Below are 19,428 nucleotides of genomic sequence, written 5' to 3'. Positions count from 1 at the left end.
TTTTAAATATTAATTTAAATTGCGCTGTGTTTTTTTATTTATGTGAATGCACCAAACTACACTCAAGATGATACTAATGACTGAAAGTGCGATCATAGTATACCAATATTGTGGTTTGTATTTAATTGTAATTTCACTGCTATCCTTATTTACAGGCACACCTGTCATCATATAATTTACTTTTAATGGTTTTACTTTTTTACCATCTACGTATGCAGTCATACCTTTTCTATAAGGAATATTAATAGAAGCAATACCTTTCTTATGGGGACCTAATATTACTTTAACGCCATTTTTGATATCTTGATAATGCCCCACATTGTTCTGTGTGCTATGTGCGGTTTCAAGCTTTTTATAATTTTCTCCATGTAAACTTTGTAATTCAAATTCATAATTACCACTAGGGCTAAGTGCAATGTTTATATCACCATTTTTATCTGGTTGTGTTCTATAAAGTTGTGTATCAACCCCAGTACGATAAGTAGAATTGTTGAATAACCGATTGTTCGAATAACCGTTTATATTTACAGAAAAATTACTATCAGGTTTGCCTCTTTTAACTTTTAGCGTCACGTAAAAATCTTTATATTGTGATCTAATGTTTTTTGGAACATGGATTTGTACTTGTCCCTGTTTATTATTGTTAGGAATATATATTTTTTTATCTGTTTTACGATTCATATTTTGATAGGTGATTTTGGTTTGATTTAATAAGTTTTCAGCTTTATCTGTGTATGTTTTACCCTCATTATTTAAAATTATTCCATCAATCATTGCATGTTCTCTATCTATAGGTTCTTTAAGTTCTTGTGCATCAAAGACTTGATCTGAAACACGCACGGAAGGCAAGTTTAAAGTATTTTCATAGATTTGGTATTGTCCATCTTTTTTAACTTTTTTGAAATGTGCAGGCACGCTATTTTGGTAATCTTTTAACATTAAATAACGAACAGATAATAAACTATTAATGTTTTGTCTACCATTCGTTGATTGGTATCTACTTACAGATTCTTCTTTCATATTAATTTTCAAATCATCGTAATAATAATCAAGTATATTGTGGTCAAAAATACTTGAATAAAGACTCATTCCCTTAAAATGCTGATACATCGGTGTATTATCTTGCTCATTAACGCGCCAATCAATCCGCTCATCTTCAGATTTTTCTTTTTTCATATTAGTAACTAACTGCTGCTGAAGCGGTGTGTTAAAGAGACTGGCATTAACATAATAACTATTTGCGCGTTGAACATGATCATCAAAATAAATTTGGTTGCGTATAAATACGACAGACACTAAAACAGAAAGTATCATAATAGACAATATAAAGAGATGCGTTAATTTCGTTCTTATTTTAGGTTCTTTAACGAAAAGTATGAGTAAACCAATCACACTAACTATAGGCATATACCATAGCCACGAAACAAACTTGTCATATTGCCAAGCACTTGCAAAGATAAACCCTAGAGCGACTATAGAAGATAATATATACGTTTTTAAAGGTAATGTTCGGAAATATTTTACATAAAATCCTATTAAAATGGCCGAATTAAAAGCAATGAGATAGTGCCAGCGTTTTTGTGGTGCTGAAAAGCCATTAAATAACTGATCTACAAAAGGTAGAAAGCTAGCACAAATTGAAATCAAAGTAAAAATTGCGAATAATTTGAAATAAAAATGCTTATATAATTTGAATGATAGCAATGCTTGAATCGTTAAGAAAAGTATGACGATTAAATAATTGTCATAAAATATATTTGTATTTTGGTTAAAAGGTTCAAATAAGTCTACATCTCCATCAAAAGGGATACGTCTATTATTAAAGTAACTTTGTATTGCTGGGAAAAAGAAAAACAAACTGCAACCTAGTGCAAATAATGCTGAAATGCATAATGTCATTAATGCGTTGAATCTAGTTACGAGATCATTCTTATGTTTGAAAACCATCCTAGACATAAAATATAAAAGACCTGTTATTAATTGATAATAGGCAAAATAAAAATTATTAATTAATGAAATGGTTACGATAATTATAAAGAAACCTGGTTTGCCACTTTTTAAGAAGCGTTCGATGGACCATAGTAGTAACGGTAACCATATAAAAACGTCACTAAAAAATGGCCAATAAACTGTGAACCTAAAATAAAGTGGTGACATTACAAAAATAAATGCTGATAATACGGCTATTTTGCGATTGTGTGAAACATATTGAACATAGATAAATGTTGCTATCATTGCTATAGAAGATTTAATTATAGAAACGACTAAGGCATTTGTCATCCAAAACATCACATCAGAGGTATCCATCGGTATGACTACTTTAAGTAAGACAATGATAATGACGTTCAAAATAAATATAATATTTGTCGAAAAGTAATAACTTAAGTCAGTAAAAAAGTCTCCGCCTAGACCAAAGTCAGAAGCATAAAACCAATTGTCATGACTCCAATTATCAAACAAATACATTTGAATTGGCACCATTTGTTCCATACCATCATTAGGCCCTGTAAATAAAACGCCATCATGGATAAATCTATAAATAACATAACTGTGTCCAATAACAGCTAGTAATAAGAATAAACATGTGTACAAAAATTTACGCTTCATAAACGACTCCTGTATATGTAATAAATATAATTCCATTGTAACGATATTTTATGAATTAAGATAAAAATAACTATTATTTATTTAGAAAAATATAATTCATTAAGTCTTAAACGTTTTAAAAGTTAAAGAGGATAAATAAAAAATAAACGAATTTTAATCGTTTTTAGAGATCTAAACGTGGTGTCTAAAATAAATTGAAGTATATTACTAAATAATGTTGTAAAATTAAAGTTAATGACATTATTTTATTTATATCGTTATAGGTGACGTGTTATGATTTTAAAGTCAAAGAACAGAAAATGAAATAAAAGCACAAGTGTAAAATTAAAACTTTTAATTAAATAGAGCGTAAATAGAGAAAGGTGATATATATGGTAATTCAATGGTATCCAGGACACATGGCTAAAGCAAAAAGAGAAGTATCCGAAGAGTTAAAGAAAGTAGATGTAGTGTTTGAACTTGTAGATGCACGTATCCCTTACAGTTCAAGAAATCCAATGATAGATGAAGTAATACAACAAAAACCACGTGTAGTCATTTTAAATAAAAAAGATATGGCAAATTTAAAAGAGCTAGTAAAATGGGAAAACTATTTTAAAGGGAAAGGTTTTTATCCTGTAGCAATTGATGCAAAACACGGCAAGGGTTTAAAACTCGTAGAGCAAGCAGCAATAAAAGCAACAACAGAGAAATTCGAAAAAGAAAAGCAAAAAGGATTAAAACCACGTGCTATTAGAGCGATGATTGTTGGTATTCCTAACGTTGGAAAATCAACATTAATTAATAAATTAGCAAATAAATCTGTCACTAAAACAGGTAATACGCCAGGTGTAACAAAACAACAACAATGGATTAAAGTAGGGAAATCATTGCAATTGTTAGATACGCCAGGTATTTTATGGCCTAAATTTGAAGACCAATTAGTTGGAAAAAAATTAAGTATCACTGGAGCTATCAAAGATAGTATTGTGCATTTAGATGAAGTAGCAATTTATGGTTTAGAATTTATGAAAGAACACGACTACGAAGGGTTAAAAGAACATTACAAAGTCGATGTGCCAATCGATGCAGAGAACCTAGAGTGGTTTGATGCTATAGGGCGCCGTCGTGGATTATTAAGACGTGGTAATGAAGTTGATTATGAAGCGGTTATTGATCTAGTTATACATGAAGTGAGAAATGCCAGAATCGGCACTTACACTTTTGATATCGCTAGTGAAATGGACGTGTAAATATATTATGAGTCAAACCATTCAACAAATTAAATTATTGTTACAAGATATTCATTCGTTAGAAACTTTAAAAAATCATTCTGTTAATGACGATGATCGTAAAGGTGTACAAAACGCAATTGTTTCTAGAAGAAAACAATTGGAAAAAGTTCAAAAATTACTAGAAAATTATAAAGAGATGTCTCATTATGAAAATGAAATACTGTCTGATGATGACAAAGCGTTAGTTTGTGGCATAGATGAGGTGGGAAGAGGGCCATTAGCTGGTCCTGTTGTTACTTGCGCAGTTATTTTAAATAAAGATCACCATTTCACAGGTTTAAATGACTCAAAACAACTCTCTGCAAAGAAAAGAAATATTTTGGAAGAACAATTGCTATCAGAAGTATATGCATATGCGTATGGTGTGGCAACAGTTGAGGAAATAGATCAAATTAATATTTATGAAGCAACTAAATTGGCAATGATAAGAGCAGTTGAGGCTTTATCTGTTAAGCCTACACATTTACTGATAGATGCGATGACACTAGATGTAGATATTCCTCAAACATCCTTAGTTAAAGGAGATGCTAAAAGCGTATCTATAGCAGCAGCAAGTGTATTAGCCAAAGAACATAGAGATAGATATATGCGCGAACTTGCAGTTAAACACCCAGGTTATGGTTTCGAAAAAAATGTTGGGTATGGTACTCAACAACATTTAGATGGTATTAGTCAACACGGCATAATAAATGAACACAGAAAAACTTTTGAACCAATTAAATCACTTTCAAATTAATGGTAAAAAACAAAAGATTTAAATAACTGGGCTAAATGAGTTTACAACAGCGCTTACATTTCATATAATTAGTTATGAACTTAACCTAAGAAACAGGAGGATGGAGAATGAATATCCACGAGTATCAAGGTAAAGCATTATTTCGTACTATGGGCGTTGCTGTCCCAGAAGGACGCGTAGCGTTCACTGCTGACGAAGCGGTAGAAAAAGCAAAAGAATTAAATTCAAAAGTATATGTGGTAAAAGCACAGATTCACGCTGGGGGTAGAGGTAAAGCAGGTGGAGTTAAAATTGCTAAATCACTATCTGAAGTTGAAACTTACGCTAAAGAATTATTAGGTAAGACGCTTGTAACACATCAAACTGGTCCTGAAGGTAAAGAAATTAAACGCCTTTACATAGAAGAGGGCTGCGATATTCAAAAAGAATATTATGTTGGATTTGTAATTGATCGTGCGACTGACAGTGTTACTTTGATGGCATCAGAAGAAGGCGGAACTGAAATTGAAGAAGTTGCTGCTGAATCACCTGAAAAAATATTCAAAGAAACTATTGATCCTATTGTTGGTTTAGCACCATATCAAGCTAGAAGAATCGCTTTTAATATTAATATTCCAAAAGAATCAATTAATAAAGCAGCTAAATTTTTAGTTTCACTTTATAATGTTTTCATCGAAAAAGACTGTTCTATTGTAGAAATCAACCCATTAGTAACAACTAATGATGGTGATGTTTTAGCATTAGATGCAAAAGTTAACTTTGATGATAATGCATTATTTAAACATAAAGATATCCAAGAATTACGCGATTTAGAAGAAGAAGATCCAAAAGAAATCGAAGCTTCTAAGTACGATTTATCATATATTGCATTAGATGGAGATATCGGTTGTATGGTAAATGGTGCTGGTTTAGCTATGGCAACTATGGATACAATTAACCACTTTGGCGGCAACCCGGCAAACTTCCTAGATGTAGGGGGCGGTGCAACTAAAGAAAAAGTTACTGAAGCATTTAAAATCATTTTAGGTGATGACAACGTAAAAGGTATTTTTGTTAATATCTTTGGTGGAATCATGAAATGTGACATTATTGCTGAAGGTATCGTTGCTGCAGTTAAAGAAGTAGAACTTACTTTACCGCTTGTTGTACGTTTAGAAGGTACAAATGTTGAAAAAGGTAAAGAAATTCTTAAAGATTCTGGCTTAGCAATTGAATCAGCTGCAACTATGGCAGAAGGCGCACAAAAAATCGTAAAACTTGTTAAAGAAGCGTAGGAAAGGATGGGAGCACTAAGATGAGCGTATTTATTGATAAAAATACAAAAGTAATTGTACAAGGTATCACAGGGTCAACTGCCCTTTTCCATACAAAACAGATGCTTGAATATGGTACACAAATTGTTGCTGGGGTAACACCAGGTAAAGGCGGACAAGTAGTAGAAGGTGTACCAGTATTCAACACAGTTGAAGAAGCACAAAAAGAAACAGGTGCTACAGTATCTGTTATCTATGTACCTGCGCCATTCGCAGCAGATGCAATTTTAGAATGTATAGATGCAGAATTAGATTTAGCTATCTGTATTACAGAACATATTCCAGTAATTGATATGGTTAAAGTTAAACGTTACTCAGAAGGTAAAGAAACACGTGTTATTGGACCTAACTGTCCGGGTGTTATTACTGCTGATGAATCTAAAATTGGTATCATGCCAGGCTATATTCATAAAAAAGGTCACGTAGGCGTAGTTTCTCGTTCAGGTACTTTAACTTATGAAGCTGTACACCAATTAACTGAAGAAGGTATTGGTCAAACAACAGCTGTAGGTATCGGTGGCGATCCAGTCAATGGTACAAACTTTATTGATGTGCTAAAAGCATTTAATGAAGATGATGAAACAAAAGCAGTCGTTATGATTGGTGAAATCGGTGGAACAGCAGAAGAAGAAGCTGCTGAATGGATTAAAGCTAACATGACTAAACCTGTAGTAGGTTTCGTCGGAGGACAAACAGCCCCTCCAGGTAAACGTATGGGCCATGCCGGTGCGATTATTTCAGGTGGTAAAGGTACTGCTGAAGAAAAAGTTAAAACACTTAATAATTGTGGTGTTAAAACTGCAGATACACCATCAGAAATTGGTACAACATTAATAGATGCCGCTAAAGAAGCAGGCATCTATGAGCAATTATTAACTGTAAAACAATAATTGTATTGTAAAAACCCAGCACAAATTCCGAAAATATGTCGGAGTTTGTGCTATTTTAAGTATTCAAACATTTTAGATAAAATAATACTTGCGGTTGATAGGGATAGATGTTCTTTTCTTATCAACCGTTTTTTGTTGTATGAAATTTTTATGATTTATAAAACTGAAAGATTCAATTTGTAGAAGAGATGTTTTATGTTGAATAATCTTAATTTTATAACATTTGTTATGTCTACTTTTATAATAGAAGAAAAACGATTGAAAATTTGTAGAGCTTAGCTAAAAGTAATACGTGTATAAATTTTATTTTAGTCATTAAAATATAAGGAAATTCTAGTTTGAAGTGAATTTAAAATAGAGAATTACTCCTTAAAACCTTGTTACTTTTCACTAGAAAAAGATGTGGTTTTGTAATCTAAACCATTGCTGTTTTCCATTATAATTGAGGTGAAAAGGAGAATCATTATGAGAGAACACCAATATTTAAAACTACGTTTTTCAGGTTTAACGACCCACCAAATACATCAACTGTTAAGGTATAATTCTAATTTTTTAGACTATAAGCAAGTGGAACAAAATCAACTACTCAAACAATTTTTAAGTACATTAAAAACAAAGAGAAAAACAGAAATTTATGAGCAATATCTAAATATAGAAGTTAAAAACATATTAACAACGTTACGACAATGGAATTTAAAGTACATTTCAATAGAGCAGTCTTCATATCCCATATTACTTCGTGAAATCTATGAACCACCACTCATCCTTTTCTATAAAGGAAAGATATCTTTAATGCAATCTCCTCAAACTCTTGCTATTATAGGGTCAAGGCATGCGACAGAATATAGTCAAAAAGCATTGAACATTCTTTTTCCTTCATTTAAAAAAGAAAACTTAACTATAATCTCTGGCTTAGCTAAAGGCGCAGATAAAATGGCACACGAACTCGCTCTATCAATGAACATGTCTGCAATTGCAGTACTAGGTTTCGGCCATTTACAACATTATCCAAAAGAAACATTTGAAATTAGAAAACGATTAGAAATCGAAGGACTTGTAGTAAGTGAATACATTCCTTTTCAGAGACCGAAAAAGCATCATTTTCCTGAGCGTAATAGAATAATAAGTGGATTGTCAAAAGGTATATTGATTACAGAATCTAAAGCAAATAGTGGAACATGTATTACAACAAATTTTGCCTTAGAACAAAATAGAGAAGTATACATACTACCAGGTTCTATTTTTAATCCGATGACTGAAGGGAATTTATTAAGTGCTCAAGAAGGAGCAAAAATTGTATTAAAAGCAAGTGATATATTAATAGATTATAATTGAAATTTATTTGAATCTAATGGACATTAAATGGAAGTTTATTAATGAAAGAAAAGGCATTTTATAATTATGAAATTACGATGACATTTGTTTTGTTTTTTTAGTCAATATTCTGAGAAATCCAGGTAACTTAAAATTAAAAACATTGACAAAAACAAAATAGACCGTTTATCATTTATCTTTGTAATTAGAAATGCAAGGGGGTAACTACTTTGACAGAAAATTTAGTCATAGTTGAATCGCCTGCAAAAGCTAAAACCATTGAAAAATATTTAGGTAAAAAATATAAAGTTATCGCATCTATGGGGCATGTTAGAGACTTGCCACGTAGCCAAATGGGCGTAGATGATGAAAATGATTTTGAGCCAAAATATATTACGATACGCGGCAAAGGTCCAGTTGTTAAAGAACTTAAAAAACATGCTAAGAAAGCAAAAAAAATATTCTTAGCGAGTGACCCTGACCGTGAAGGTGAGGCAATTGCTTGGCATTTGGCGAACATATTAAATTTAGAAGAATCAGTAGAAAATAGAGTAGTATTTAATGAAATAACAAAAGATGCCGTGAAAGATAGCTTTAAACATCCTAGAGGCATAGAAATGAATCTTGTTGACGCTCAGCAAGCGAGACGTATATTAGACCGTTTAGTTGGTTATAATATTTCACCAGTATTGTGGAAAAAAGTTAAAAAAGGTTTGTCGGCTGGACGTGTCCAATCTGTAGCACTTAGATTAGTTATTGATCGTGAAAATGAAATCAGAAACTTTAAACCTGAAGAATATTGGAAAATTGATGGTGAATTTAGATACAAGAAATCCAAATTCAATGCCAAATTCCTTCATTTAAAAAACAAGCCATTTAAGTTAACGAATAAAGATGATGTAGAAAAAATTACAGCACAGTTAGATGGAGATCAGTTTGAGGTAACGAAAGTAACGAAAAAAGAAAAAACACGTTATCCAGCTAATCCATTTACAACATCAACATTGCAACAAGAAGCTGCGCGTAAATTGAACTTCAAAGCCCGAAAAACAATGATGCTAGCGCAACAATTGTATGAAGGTATTGATTTGAAACGACAAGGTACAGTCGGTTTAATCACATATATGCGTACAGATTCAACAAGAGTATCTGATCAAGCTAAATCTGAAGCGAAAAGTTATATTGAAGAAATATATGGTAATAACTATTTGTCAAATCGTAAAGCTAAAGGACAACAAGGCGATCAAGATGCCCATGAAGCAATCAGACCAACTGGAACATTGCGTACACCAAATGAAATGAAAAATTATTTAACACGTGATCAACACAGATTATACAAATTAATTTGGGAACGTTTTGTAGCAAGTCAAATGGCACCTGCGATTCTAGATACTGTTGCTATGGATTTAACACAAAATGATTTGAAATTCCGTGCGAACGGACAAACGATTAAGTTTAAAGGGTTCATGACATTATACATTGAAACTACAGACGACGATGAAGGCGGTAAAGAAAATAAATTACCTAAAATTGAAGAAGGCGAAATGGTTACAGCAACTAATATTGAACCTTCTCAACATTACACACAACCACCACCGCGTTATACTGAAGCGCGTTTAGTAAAAACAATGGAAGAATTGAAAATTGGACGACCATCTACGTATGCACCGACAATAGATACAATACAAAAGAGAAATTATGTAAAAAATGAAAGTAAGCGATTTGTTCCAACTGAACTAGGTGAAATCGTTCATGAACAAGTGAAGGATTATTTCCCTGAAATCATTGATGTCGACTTTACTGTAAACATGGAGACATTATTGGATAAAGTAGCTGATGGCGAAATTCCTTGGAAAAAAGTAATTCGTGATTTTTATAGTAGCTTTAGCCAAGATGTTGAACGTGCAGAAGAAGAAATGGAAAAAATTGAAATTAAAGATGAACCAGCTGGAGAAGATTGTGAACTATGTGGATCACCAATGGTAATTAAAATGGGACGCTATGGTAAATTCATGGCATGTTCTAACTTCCCAGACTGTCGTAACACGAAAGCAATTATCAAAACGATTGGCGTGACTTGTCCTAAATGTAAAGAGGGCGATGTCGTTGAACGCAAATCTAAAAAGAACCGTATTTTCTTCGGCTGTTCAAAATATCCTGAGTGTGACTTTGTTACATGGGATAAACCTGTAGGTCGTGATTGTCCTAAATGTGAACAATATCTTGTTGAGAAAAAACAAGGACGTAAAAGTCAGGTTATTTGTTCAAACTGTGATTATAAAGAAGAACTGCAAAAATAAACAATCATATCATTTATTAATTATTGCGTAATTCAAACGTACATTACGAATATTGTTAATAATTCTATAAGCAACTAACGACACATATTTATAATGTAGACGCATATATCTATAATTATGATATGATGTCGTAGTTGCTATTTTTAATGTATTGGAGGAAATTAAATGACTCAAACTGTCAATGTTATAGGGGCTGGTCTAGCCGGTTCAGAAGCAGCATATCAATTAGCTCAAAGAGGGATAAAAGTTAATTTAATAGAGATGAGGCCAGTGAAGCAAACACCAGCACATCATACTGATCAATTTGCAGAGTTAGTTTGTTCAAACTCATTACGTGGCAATGCATTAACAAATGCAGTTGGTGTTCTTAAGGAAGAGATGAGACGCCTTGATTCACTTATTATTAGTGCAGCAGATAAAGCAAGAGTACCTGCTGGTGGTGCGTTAGCAGTAGATCGACATGATTTTGCTGGTTACGTTACAGAAACTTTGAAAAATCATCCCAATGTAACAGTGTTAAATGAAGAAATTAACAGCATACCTGATGGTTACACTATCATTGCTACAGGTCCATTAACTACAGAAAAATTGGCTGCTGAAATTGTTGAAGCTACTGGTGAAGATCAATTGTATTTTTATGATGCCGCAGCTCCAATAATTGAAAAAGAAAGTATAGATATGAATAAGGTATATTTGAAATCTCGTTATGACAAAGGTGAAGCAGCATATCTGAACTGCCCAATGACTGAAGAAGAATTCAATATATTTTATGATGCATTAATGGAAGCAGAAGTTGCACCAGTAAATGAATTTGAGAAGGAAAAGTATTTTGAAGGGTGTATGCCCTTTGAAGTTATGGCAGAACGTGGACGTAAAACTTTATTGTTTGGACCTATGAAACCAGTAGGGTTAGAAGATCCTAAAACAGGTGAACGTCCATATGCAGTTGTACAATTGAGACAAGATGATGCTGCAGGTACATTATATAATCTTGTAGGTTTCCAAACACATTTAAAATGGGGGGCACAAAAAGACGTTATACGTTTAATCCCTGGTTTAGAAAATGTAGAAATCGTAAGATATGGTGTGATGCATCGAAATACATTTATTAACTCGCCAGATGTGTTGACAGAAAAGTATGAGTTGATAGGTAGAGAAGAAGTTCATTTTGCTGGTCAAATGACTGGCGTTGAAGGTTATGTTGAAAGTGCAGCAAGTGGTTTAGTAGCAGGCATCAATGTAGCTCATAAAATTAAAGATAGAGGCGGCGTAGTATTTCCAAGAGAAACAATGATTGGAAGTATGGCTTATTATATTTCTCATGCTAAAAACGAGAAAAATTTCCAACCAATGAATGCGAATTTTGGTTTACTGCCAACTTTAGAAAAACGTGTTAAAGATAAAAAATTACGTTACGAAAAACTTGCAGACCGCGCGTTATCATATTTAGATAATTATAAGCAAACTTTATAAAATATTCGTAGATATAACCATTTTCTAAAAATTTTGTAAGTTTGACTCAATTTAATAGTTATTTTTCGCAGTCCCCTTCATCAATATGCTACAATTCATATTGATGGAGGGGTTTTTATTGGAAGAAATCCAACAGGCATATTTATTTATGTTAAAAGTTGAACGACAGTTTTCAGAGCATACTTTAAAGTCATACCACGATGATTTAGAACAGTTCAATGTATTTTTAAAACAAGAATATTTAGAGCTATCTGCATTCGAATATAAAGATGCAAGAAACTATCTAAGTTATTTATATTCGAAAAACTTGAAAAGAACCTCAGTTTCTCGTAAAATTTCTACGCTGAGAAGTTTTTACGAATATTGGATGACACAAGATGAAAAAGTTATAAATCCATTTATTCAATTAGTGCATCCCAAGAAAGAACAATATTTACCACACTTTTTTTATGAAGAAGAAATGGAAGCTTTATTTGACACTGTTGAAAAAGACCCGAAAAAAGGTTTGAGAGATAGAGTGATTTTGGAACTTCTTTATGCAACAGGCATAAGGGTTTCGGAGTTAGTCCATATAAAAGAGTCTGATTTAGATATGAATTTACCTGGTGTGAAGGTGTTAGGTAAAGGTGGTAAAGAACGCTTTATTCCATTTGGAGAATTTTGCAAGCAAAGTATAGAACGATATTTAGAATTATTTAAACCTAAAATTAAAAATGATCATAATTATTTATTAGTAAATATGAACGGTGCGCCTATCACAGAGCGTGGCGTTCGTTATGTGTTAAACGATGTTGTAAAACGTACAGCTGGCGTAACGGATATTCACCCACATAAATTAAGACATACATTTGCAACACACATGCTTAATCAGGGTGCTGATTTACGTACCGTTCAATCCTTGTTAGGTCATGTGAATTTATCAACTACAGGTCGTTACACACATGTTACAAATGAACAATTAAGAAAAGTATATTTAAACGCACATCCTCGTGCAAAAAAGGAGAATTAGATTATGAGTACATCTATTCACGCGACAACGATTTTTGCAGTGCAACATAACGGCCATTCAGCAATGGCAGGTGATGGACAAGTAACACTTGGTGAACAAGTGATTATGAAACAAACAGCACGAAAGGTTAGACGCTTATACAATGATAAAGTTTTAGCCGGATTTGCAGGAAGCGTTGCAGATGCATTTACATTATTCGAAAAATTCGAAACTAAATTACAACAATTCGGTGGTAATTTAGAAAGAGCCGCAGTTGAATTAGCTCAGGAATGGAGAGGTGACAAACAACTGCGTCAACTAGAAGCAATGCTAATCGTTATGGATGAGGATTCAATCCTTGTAGTAAGTGGTACAGGAGAAGTAATCGCACCAGACGATGCTTTAATAGCAATTGGTTCAGGAGGCAATTACGCATTGAGTGCAGGAAGAGCCTTGAAACGTCATGCCACAAATTTAACTGCAGAAGAAATGGCTTATGAAAGTTTAAAAGTTGCGTCTGATATTTGTGTATTTACAAATGATCAAATCGTAGTTGAAAAATTATAAAAATTGAAACTAAAAAAGCACAATGAAAAATAAAAATGTATAATCGTAAAAATTTAGGATATAGTAATAATAAATAAATTTACAAATAATTTTTAGAATAATTGAAATCAAAATTACGGAGGTAATTTATCTTATGGAAACGACTGGCATTAAATTAACACCAAAAGATATCGTTTCAAAATTGAATGAATACATTGTTGGGCAAGATGATGCAAAGCGCAAAGTAGCAATTGCATTAAGAAATAGATATAGACGAAGTCTTTTAGCTGAAGAAGCTAAACAAGAGATTGCACCCAAAAATATTTTGATGATCGGACCAACAGGTGTAGGTAAGACGGAAATAGCAAGAAGAATGGCTAAAGTTGTAGGTGCACCTTTTATAAAGGTCGAAGCAACTAAATTTACAGAAGTAGGCTACGTAGGTCGAGATGTTGAGAGCATGGTAAGAGATTTAGTTGACGTAGCTATTAGACTAGTTAAAGAACAAAAGAAAGCTTTAGTTGAAGAAGAAGCGAAACAAAAAGCAAATGAAAAATTAGTAAAACTTTTAGTACCTAGCATGAAGCAAAAAGCAAATAATACGAATAACGGTGAGAATAACCCTCTAGAATCACTATTTGGTGGTTCGATGCCAAACTTTGGTCAGAATAATGATGAAGAAGAGGATACACCTACAGAAGAAATCAACACAAAACGTTCTGAAATTAAACAACAATTGTTGAATGGTGAACTAGAAGAAGAAAAAGTAAGATTAAAAGTAGAACAAGACCCAGGTGCTATGGGCATGTTAGGCACAAATCAAAATGAACAAATGCAAGATATGATGAAACAACTCATGCCTAAGAAAAAAGTTGAACGAGAAGTTCCTGTACAAACAGCGCGTAAAATATTAACTGACCAATTTGCCGACGAACTGATTGATCAAGAATCAGCAAATCAACAAGCAATTGAACTTGCCGAGCAAATGGGTATTATATTTATTGATGAAATCGATAAAGTTGCAACAAATAATCAAAATTCAGGTCAAGATGTGTCTCGACAAGGCGTTCAGAGAGATATTTTACCAATACTTGAAGGTAGCATGGTACAAACGAAATATGGTACTGTTAACACTGAACATATGCTATTTATTGGTGCTGGAGCATTCCACGTGGCTAAACCAAGTGATTTAATTCCTGAGTTGCAAGGTCGTTTCCCAATTCGTGTTGAATTAGAAAGTCTTTCAGTAGAAGATTTTGTACGAATCTTGACTGAACCGAAATTATCACTTATCAAACAATATGAAGCGCTACTTCAAACAGAAGAAGTGACAGTCAACTTTACCGATGACTCGATTAAACGTCTGGCAGAAATTGCGTTCCAGGTAAACCAAGATACTGATAACATTGGCGCACGTCGTTTGCATACTATACTTGAAAAAATGCTTGAAGATTTATCATTTGAAGCACCAAGTATGCCCAATGCGGTTGTAGACATCACACCACAATATGTTGATGATAAGTTGAAATCAATTTCAACAAACAAAGATTTAAGTGCATTTATTTTATAATATAAATAAAAAGGAGAAGGAATATGAGCTTATTATCGAAAACTAGAGAATTAAATACACTTTTGCAAAAGCACAAAGGTATTGCCGTTGATTTTAAGGATGTAGCACAAACAATAAGTAGTGTAACAGTAACAAATGTATTTATTGTGTCTAGAAAAGGAAAGATTTTAGGGTCAAGCTTAAACGAATTGTTGAAAAATGATCGTATTATACAAATGCTTGAAAATAGACATATCCCTAAAGAATATACGGATAAACTAATGGATGTTAGAGAAACACAATCTAATATTGATATAGAAAACGTATTATCTGTGTTCCCACCAGAAAATAAAGATTTATTCAAAATTAGCCGAACTACAATTTTTCCAATTTTAGGTGGCGGTGAAAGATTAGGTACTTTAGTACTTGGACGTGTTCAAGAAGATTTCTCTGAGAATGATTTAGTTCTTGGTGAATATGCTGCCACAGTTATTGGTATGGAAATATTACGTGAAAAACATAGTGAAGTTGAACAAGAAGCAAGAGACAAAGCTTCTATTAGCATGGCAATTAATTCTTTATCATATTCTGAAAGTGAAGCAATCGAGCATATCTTTGAAGAATTAGGCGGTAAAGAAGGATTACTTATTGCATCAAAAGTTGCTGATAGAGTAGGTATCACACGTTCAGTTATTGTTAACGCTTTGCGTAAACTTGAAAGTGCTGGTGTTATTGAATCACGTTCTTTAGGAATGAAAGGTACATTTATTAAAGTGAAAAAAGAAAAATTCTTAGATGAGCTAGAAAGAATTAAATAATCGATACGTAAATTAATTTAAAAATATATCATCAAAAAGAGCGTCTAAATCATAAGACTTTTAGATGTTCTTTTAATGTGTGAAATAGTAATGTGAAAGTATTGCTTTATAAATACAAATATGATATATTTACTCACGGCTATGAAGCCAATACGCACACAAAAAGTGCAAGTATAAAGGGTGCGATATTTAGTTATCGTGTTTATATGAGCTTTTTGTGGAGGTAATAAACCAATAGGAGGATTTTAATTATGGCAGTAATTTCAATGAAACAATTACTAGAAGCAGGCGTTCACTTTGGTCACCAAACACGTCGTTGGAACCCAAAAATGAAAAGATACATTTTCACTGAAAGAAACGGTATTTACATTATCGATCTACAAAAAACAGTGAAAAAAGTAGAAGAAGCTTATAACTTCATTAAACAAGTATCAGAAGATGGCGGAAAAGTTTTATTCGTTGGTACGAAAAAACAAGCACAAGACTCAGTGAAAGCTGAAGCAGAACGTGCGGGTCAATTCTATGTAAACCAAAGATGGTTAGGTGGAATCTTAACTAACTATAAAACAATTTCTAAACGTATCAAACGCATCTCTGAGATTGAAAAAATGGAAGAAGATGGCTTATTCGAAGTATTACCTAAAAAAGAAGTTGTAGAACTTAAAAAAGAATACGACCGTTTAATCAAATTCTTAGGCGGAATTCGTGATATGAAATCAATGCCTCAAGCATTATTTGTAGTTGACCCTCGTAAAGAGCGCAACGCAATTGCTGAAGCACGCAAATTACACATCCCTATCGTTGGTATTGTGGATACTAACTGTGATCCAGATGAAATTGATTACGTTATCCCAGCAAACGACGATGCTATTCGTGCCGTTAAATTATTAACTGGTAAAATGGCAGATGCGATCTTAGAAGGTCAACAAGGTGTATCTAATGAAGAAGTAGCAGCAGAACAAAATATTGATTTAAAAGAATCAAAAGAAGCTACTGAAGCAGGAACAACTGAAGAAAACACTTCTGTTGAATCAAACTAAGAATAATGTAAAATGGGTGATAAGATATTCAAGCTTATCACCCTTTTTTAAAAACAAATATATTAAAATTCATTAAATAATGGAGGAATATGAAATGGCAATTTCAGCTAAACTTGTAAAAGAATTACGTGAAAAAACTGGTGCAGGTATGATGGACTGTAAAAAAGCTTTAACAGAAACTGATGGTGACATCGACAAAGCTATTGATTACTTACGTGAAAACGGTATTGCAAAAGCTGCTAAAAAATCTGACCGTATTGCGGCAGAAGGTTTAGTTCATGTTGAAGAAAAAGGCAATGAAGCAGCAATTGTAGAAATTAATTCAGAAACTGATTTCGTAGCTCGTAACGAAGGTTTCCAAGAATTAGTGAAAGAAATTGCTAATCAAGTATTAGAAACAAAGGCTGAAACAGTAGAAGCCTTATTAGAAACTACATTAGCTGATGGTAAATCAGTAGACCAACGTGTTAAAGAATCTATCTCAACTATCGGAGAAAAATTAAGTATCCGTCGTTTTGCTATTAGAACAAAATCAGACAATGATGCTTTTGGTTCTTATTTACACATGGGCGGACGTATCGGTGTGTTAACTGTAGTTGAAGGTTCAACTGATGTCCAAGCAGCTAAAGACGTAGCTATGCACATTGCTGCAATCAACCCTAAATATGTTTCATCTGAACAAGTAAGCGAAGATGAAATCAATCACGAAAGAGAAGTTTTAAAACAACAAGCACTAAACGAAGGCAAACCAGAGAAAATTGTAGAAAAAATGGTTGAAGGTCGTTTACGTAAATATTTACAAGAAATTTGTGCAGTTGACCAAAACTTTGTAAAAGATCCTGATCAAACAGTTGAAGCTTTCTTGAAATCAAAAGGTGGAAAACTTGTTGACTTCTTACGTTATGAAGTAGGCGAAGGCATGGAGAAACGCGAAGAAAACTTTGCTGACGAAGTAAAAGGACAAATGAAATAATTTTTCATAGTTAAAACAAGAAAGAAGACACCTTTGTGCTCCGTATGAAAGATTTACTTTTGTATTGGAAGACCTATTGTGTCTTCTTTACTTGTATCAATTACATATTTTTACAATAGAGAGGAAAAGACAATGGCTCAAACTTCTAAATACGATCGTGTTGTTTTAAAATTAAGTGGCGAAGCACTAGCAGGTAACGATGGATTTGGAATTAATCCAATTACGATTAAAAGTGTGGCTGAACAAGTAGCCGAAGTTGCAAAGATGGATTGCGAAATTGCAGTTATCGTTGGCGGAGGTAATATTTGGAGAGGTAAAACGGGTAGTGACCTAGGCATGGATCGTGGTACTGCTGATTATATGGGTATGTTAGCTACAGTAATGAATGCTTTAGCGCTACAAGATAGCCTTGAACAATTAGAATGTGACACACGCGTTTTAACTTCAATTGAAATGAAACAAGTTGCAGAACCATACATTCGTCGTCGTGCAATTAGACACTTAGAGAAAAAACGTGTAGTTATTTTTGCAGCGGGTATTGGTAATCCATACTTCTCAACTGATACTACAGCAGCTCTACGTGCGGCTGAAGTTGAAGCCGATGTTATCTTAATGGGTAAAAATAATGTTGATGGCGTTTACTCTGCTGATCCAAAAGTAGACCCTAATGCTATTAAGTATGAACATCTTACTCATATTCAAATGTTACAAGATGGTTTACAAGTAATGGATTCAACAGCGTCTTCATTCTGTATGGATAATAACATTCCGTTGAATGTATTCTCAATTACTGAAGAAGGTAATATTAAACGTGCAGTAATGGGTGAAAAAATAGGAACAATAATAACAAAATAATTAGAGGTGTATGAGAATGAGCGACATTATTAATGATACGAAATCAAAAATGCAAAAATCTGTTGATAATCTTTCAAGAGAATTAGCTAATATTAGTGCCGGAAGAGCCAACTCCAATTTATTAAATGGCGTAAATGTTGATTATTATGGTGCTCCAACACCAGTTCAACAACTTGCTAGTATCAATGTGCCAGAAGCACGTTTATTAGTAATTGCACCATATGATAAATCATCTGTCGGTAATATTGAAAAAGCAATCAATGCTGCTAACTTAGGTGTGAATCCTTCAAGTGACGGAGAAGTTATACGTATTGTTATTCCAGCATTAACTGAAGACCGCCGTAAAGAGCTTGTAAAAGAAGTTAAGAAAATTGGCGAAGATGCGAAAGTAGCAGTTAGAAATGTTCGTCGTGATTCAAATGATGTACTTAAAAAACAAGAAAAAAATGGCGATATCACTGAAGATGATTTAAGATCACAAACAGATGATGTACAAAAATTAACTGACAACTCAATTAAAGAAATTGATAAATTATTAGAAGAAAAAGAAAAAGATATAATGTCAGTATAAACATGGTAATGATGATTATACTTCTATTCACTCATTAAGGTATATAATTACTTATAGTTAGAGCTTGAAGAAGAGGTATATCATTTATTTATCTGAACTGTATCAAATCAGACTTTGGTACAGTTTTTTTATTTGTTTATTCAATGCACCTATCTATTATGATAAAATGGTAGATAATTGC

Annotated in this window: 16 protein-coding genes; 15 read left to right on the top strand and 1 reads right to left on the bottom strand. The window is 33.0% G+C overall.

Features of this window, described 5'->3' with window-relative positions; all coding sequences use genetic code 11:
* Positions 1–9: 9 nt before the first annotated feature.
* Positions 10–2,607, bottom strand: a complete 2,598-nt coding sequence (locus PYW44_RS08040; protein WP_021338732.1) for a YfhO family protein — start codon at positions 2,605–2,607, stop codon at positions 10–12.
* Positions 2,608–2,978: 371 nt separating this feature from the next.
* Between PYW44_RS08040 and ylqF the strand changes: the two genes are divergently transcribed.
* The 15 genes from ylqF to frr all read left to right on the top strand — a co-directional run bounded on the left by ylqF (position 2,979) and on the right by frr (position 19,247).
* The gene (ylqF, locus tag PYW44_RS08035; RefSeq protein WP_021338733.1) at positions 2,979–3,839 is read left to right on the top strand and encodes a ribosome biogenesis GTPase YlqF; all 861 of its coding nucleotides are present in this window, start codon (positions 2,979–2,981) and stop codon (positions 3,837–3,839) included.
* A 7-nt stretch (positions 3,840–3,846) separates the two neighbouring features.
* Positions 3,847–4,617, top strand: coding sequence for a ribonuclease HII (locus tag PYW44_RS08030; RefSeq protein ID WP_021338734.1), 771 nt, complete (start codon positions 3,847–3,849; stop codon positions 4,615–4,617).
* Positions 4,618–4,724: 107 nt separating this feature from the next.
* A complete protein-coding gene (sucC, locus tag PYW44_RS08025) occupies positions 4,725–5,891 on the top strand; it encodes an ADP-forming succinate--CoA ligase subunit beta (RefSeq protein ID WP_021338735.1) in 1,167 nt (388 codons plus the stop codon).
* Between the two features lie 20 nt (positions 5,892–5,911).
* Positions 5,912–6,820 (top strand): succinate--CoA ligase subunit alpha, encoded by a 909-nt coding sequence (sucD, locus tag PYW44_RS08020; RefSeq protein WP_065367410.1) that lies wholly within the window; start codon positions 5,912–5,914, stop codon positions 6,818–6,820.
* Between the two features lie 465 nt (positions 6,821–7,285).
* The gene (gene dprA, locus PYW44_RS08015; protein WP_115076012.1) at positions 7,286–8,155 is read left to right on the top strand and encodes a DNA-processing protein DprA; all 870 of its coding nucleotides are present in this window, start codon (positions 7,286–7,288) and stop codon (positions 8,153–8,155) included.
* 209 nt (positions 8,156–8,364) lie between these two features.
* A complete protein-coding gene (gene topA, locus PYW44_RS08010) occupies positions 8,365–10,434 on the top strand; it encodes a type I DNA topoisomerase (protein ID WP_064782959.1) in 2,070 nt (689 codons plus the stop codon).
* A 165-nt stretch (positions 10,435–10,599) separates the two neighbouring features.
* Entirely contained in the window at positions 10,600–11,907 is a 1,308-nt protein-coding gene (gene trmFO, locus PYW44_RS08005; protein WP_002507863.1) for an FADH(2)-oxidizing methylenetetrahydrofolate--tRNA-(uracil(54)-C(5))-methyltransferase TrmFO, read from the top strand.
* A gap of 118 nt (positions 11,908–12,025) precedes the next feature.
* Positions 12,026–12,916, top strand: a complete 891-nt coding sequence (xerC, locus tag PYW44_RS08000) for a tyrosine recombinase XerC (RefSeq protein WP_002507862.1) — start codon at positions 12,026–12,028, stop codon at positions 12,914–12,916.
* A 3-nt stretch (positions 12,917–12,919) separates the two neighbouring features.
* Positions 12,920–13,462 carry an ATP-dependent protease subunit HslV gene (gene hslV / locus PYW44_RS07995; protein ID WP_002507861.1) on the top strand — a complete coding sequence of 181 codons (543 nt, stop codon included), beginning with the start codon at positions 12,920–12,922 and terminating at the stop codon, positions 13,460–13,462.
* A gap of 133 nt (positions 13,463–13,595) precedes the next feature.
* Positions 13,596–15,011 carry an ATP-dependent protease ATPase subunit HslU gene (gene hslU, locus PYW44_RS07990; protein ID WP_115076011.1) on the top strand — a complete coding sequence of 472 codons (1,416 nt, stop codon included), beginning with the start codon at positions 13,596–13,598 and terminating at the stop codon, positions 15,009–15,011.
* A 23-nt stretch (positions 15,012–15,034) separates the two neighbouring features.
* Positions 15,035–15,808 carry a GTP-sensing pleiotropic transcriptional regulator CodY gene (codY, locus tag PYW44_RS07985; protein ID WP_002507859.1) on the top strand — a complete coding sequence of 258 codons (774 nt, stop codon included), beginning with the start codon at positions 15,035–15,037 and terminating at the stop codon, positions 15,806–15,808.
* Positions 15,809–16,059: 251 nt separating this feature from the next.
* Complete coding sequence (gene rpsB, locus PYW44_RS07980; RefSeq protein WP_002507858.1) at positions 16,060–16,848, top strand: 30S ribosomal protein S2; 789 nt, start codon at positions 16,060–16,062, stop codon at positions 16,846–16,848.
* Positions 16,849–16,942: 94 nt separating this feature from the next.
* Positions 16,943–17,821, top strand: coding sequence for a translation elongation factor Ts (gene tsf, locus PYW44_RS07975; protein ID WP_002507857.1), 879 nt, complete (start codon positions 16,943–16,945; stop codon positions 17,819–17,821).
* A 132-nt stretch (positions 17,822–17,953) separates the two neighbouring features.
* On the top strand, positions 17,954–18,676 hold the full coding sequence (pyrH, locus tag PYW44_RS07970) for a UMP kinase (protein WP_021338738.1): 723 nt from the start codon (positions 17,954–17,956) through the stop codon (positions 18,674–18,676).
* Between the two features lie 16 nt (positions 18,677–18,692).
* Positions 18,693–19,247 (top strand): ribosome recycling factor, encoded by a 555-nt coding sequence (frr, locus tag PYW44_RS07965; protein WP_002507855.1) that lies wholly within the window; start codon positions 18,693–18,695, stop codon positions 19,245–19,247.
* Positions 19,248–19,428 lie beyond the last annotated feature (181 nt).

Origin of the sequence: Staphylococcus equorum (assembly GCF_029024965.1) — a bacterium.
Taxonomy (GTDB): domain Bacteria; phylum Bacillota; class Bacilli; order Staphylococcales; family Staphylococcaceae; genus Staphylococcus; species Staphylococcus equorum.
Note: the sequence above shows the minus strand (reverse complement) of the source record. Positions and strands in the feature narration are given on the sequence as shown.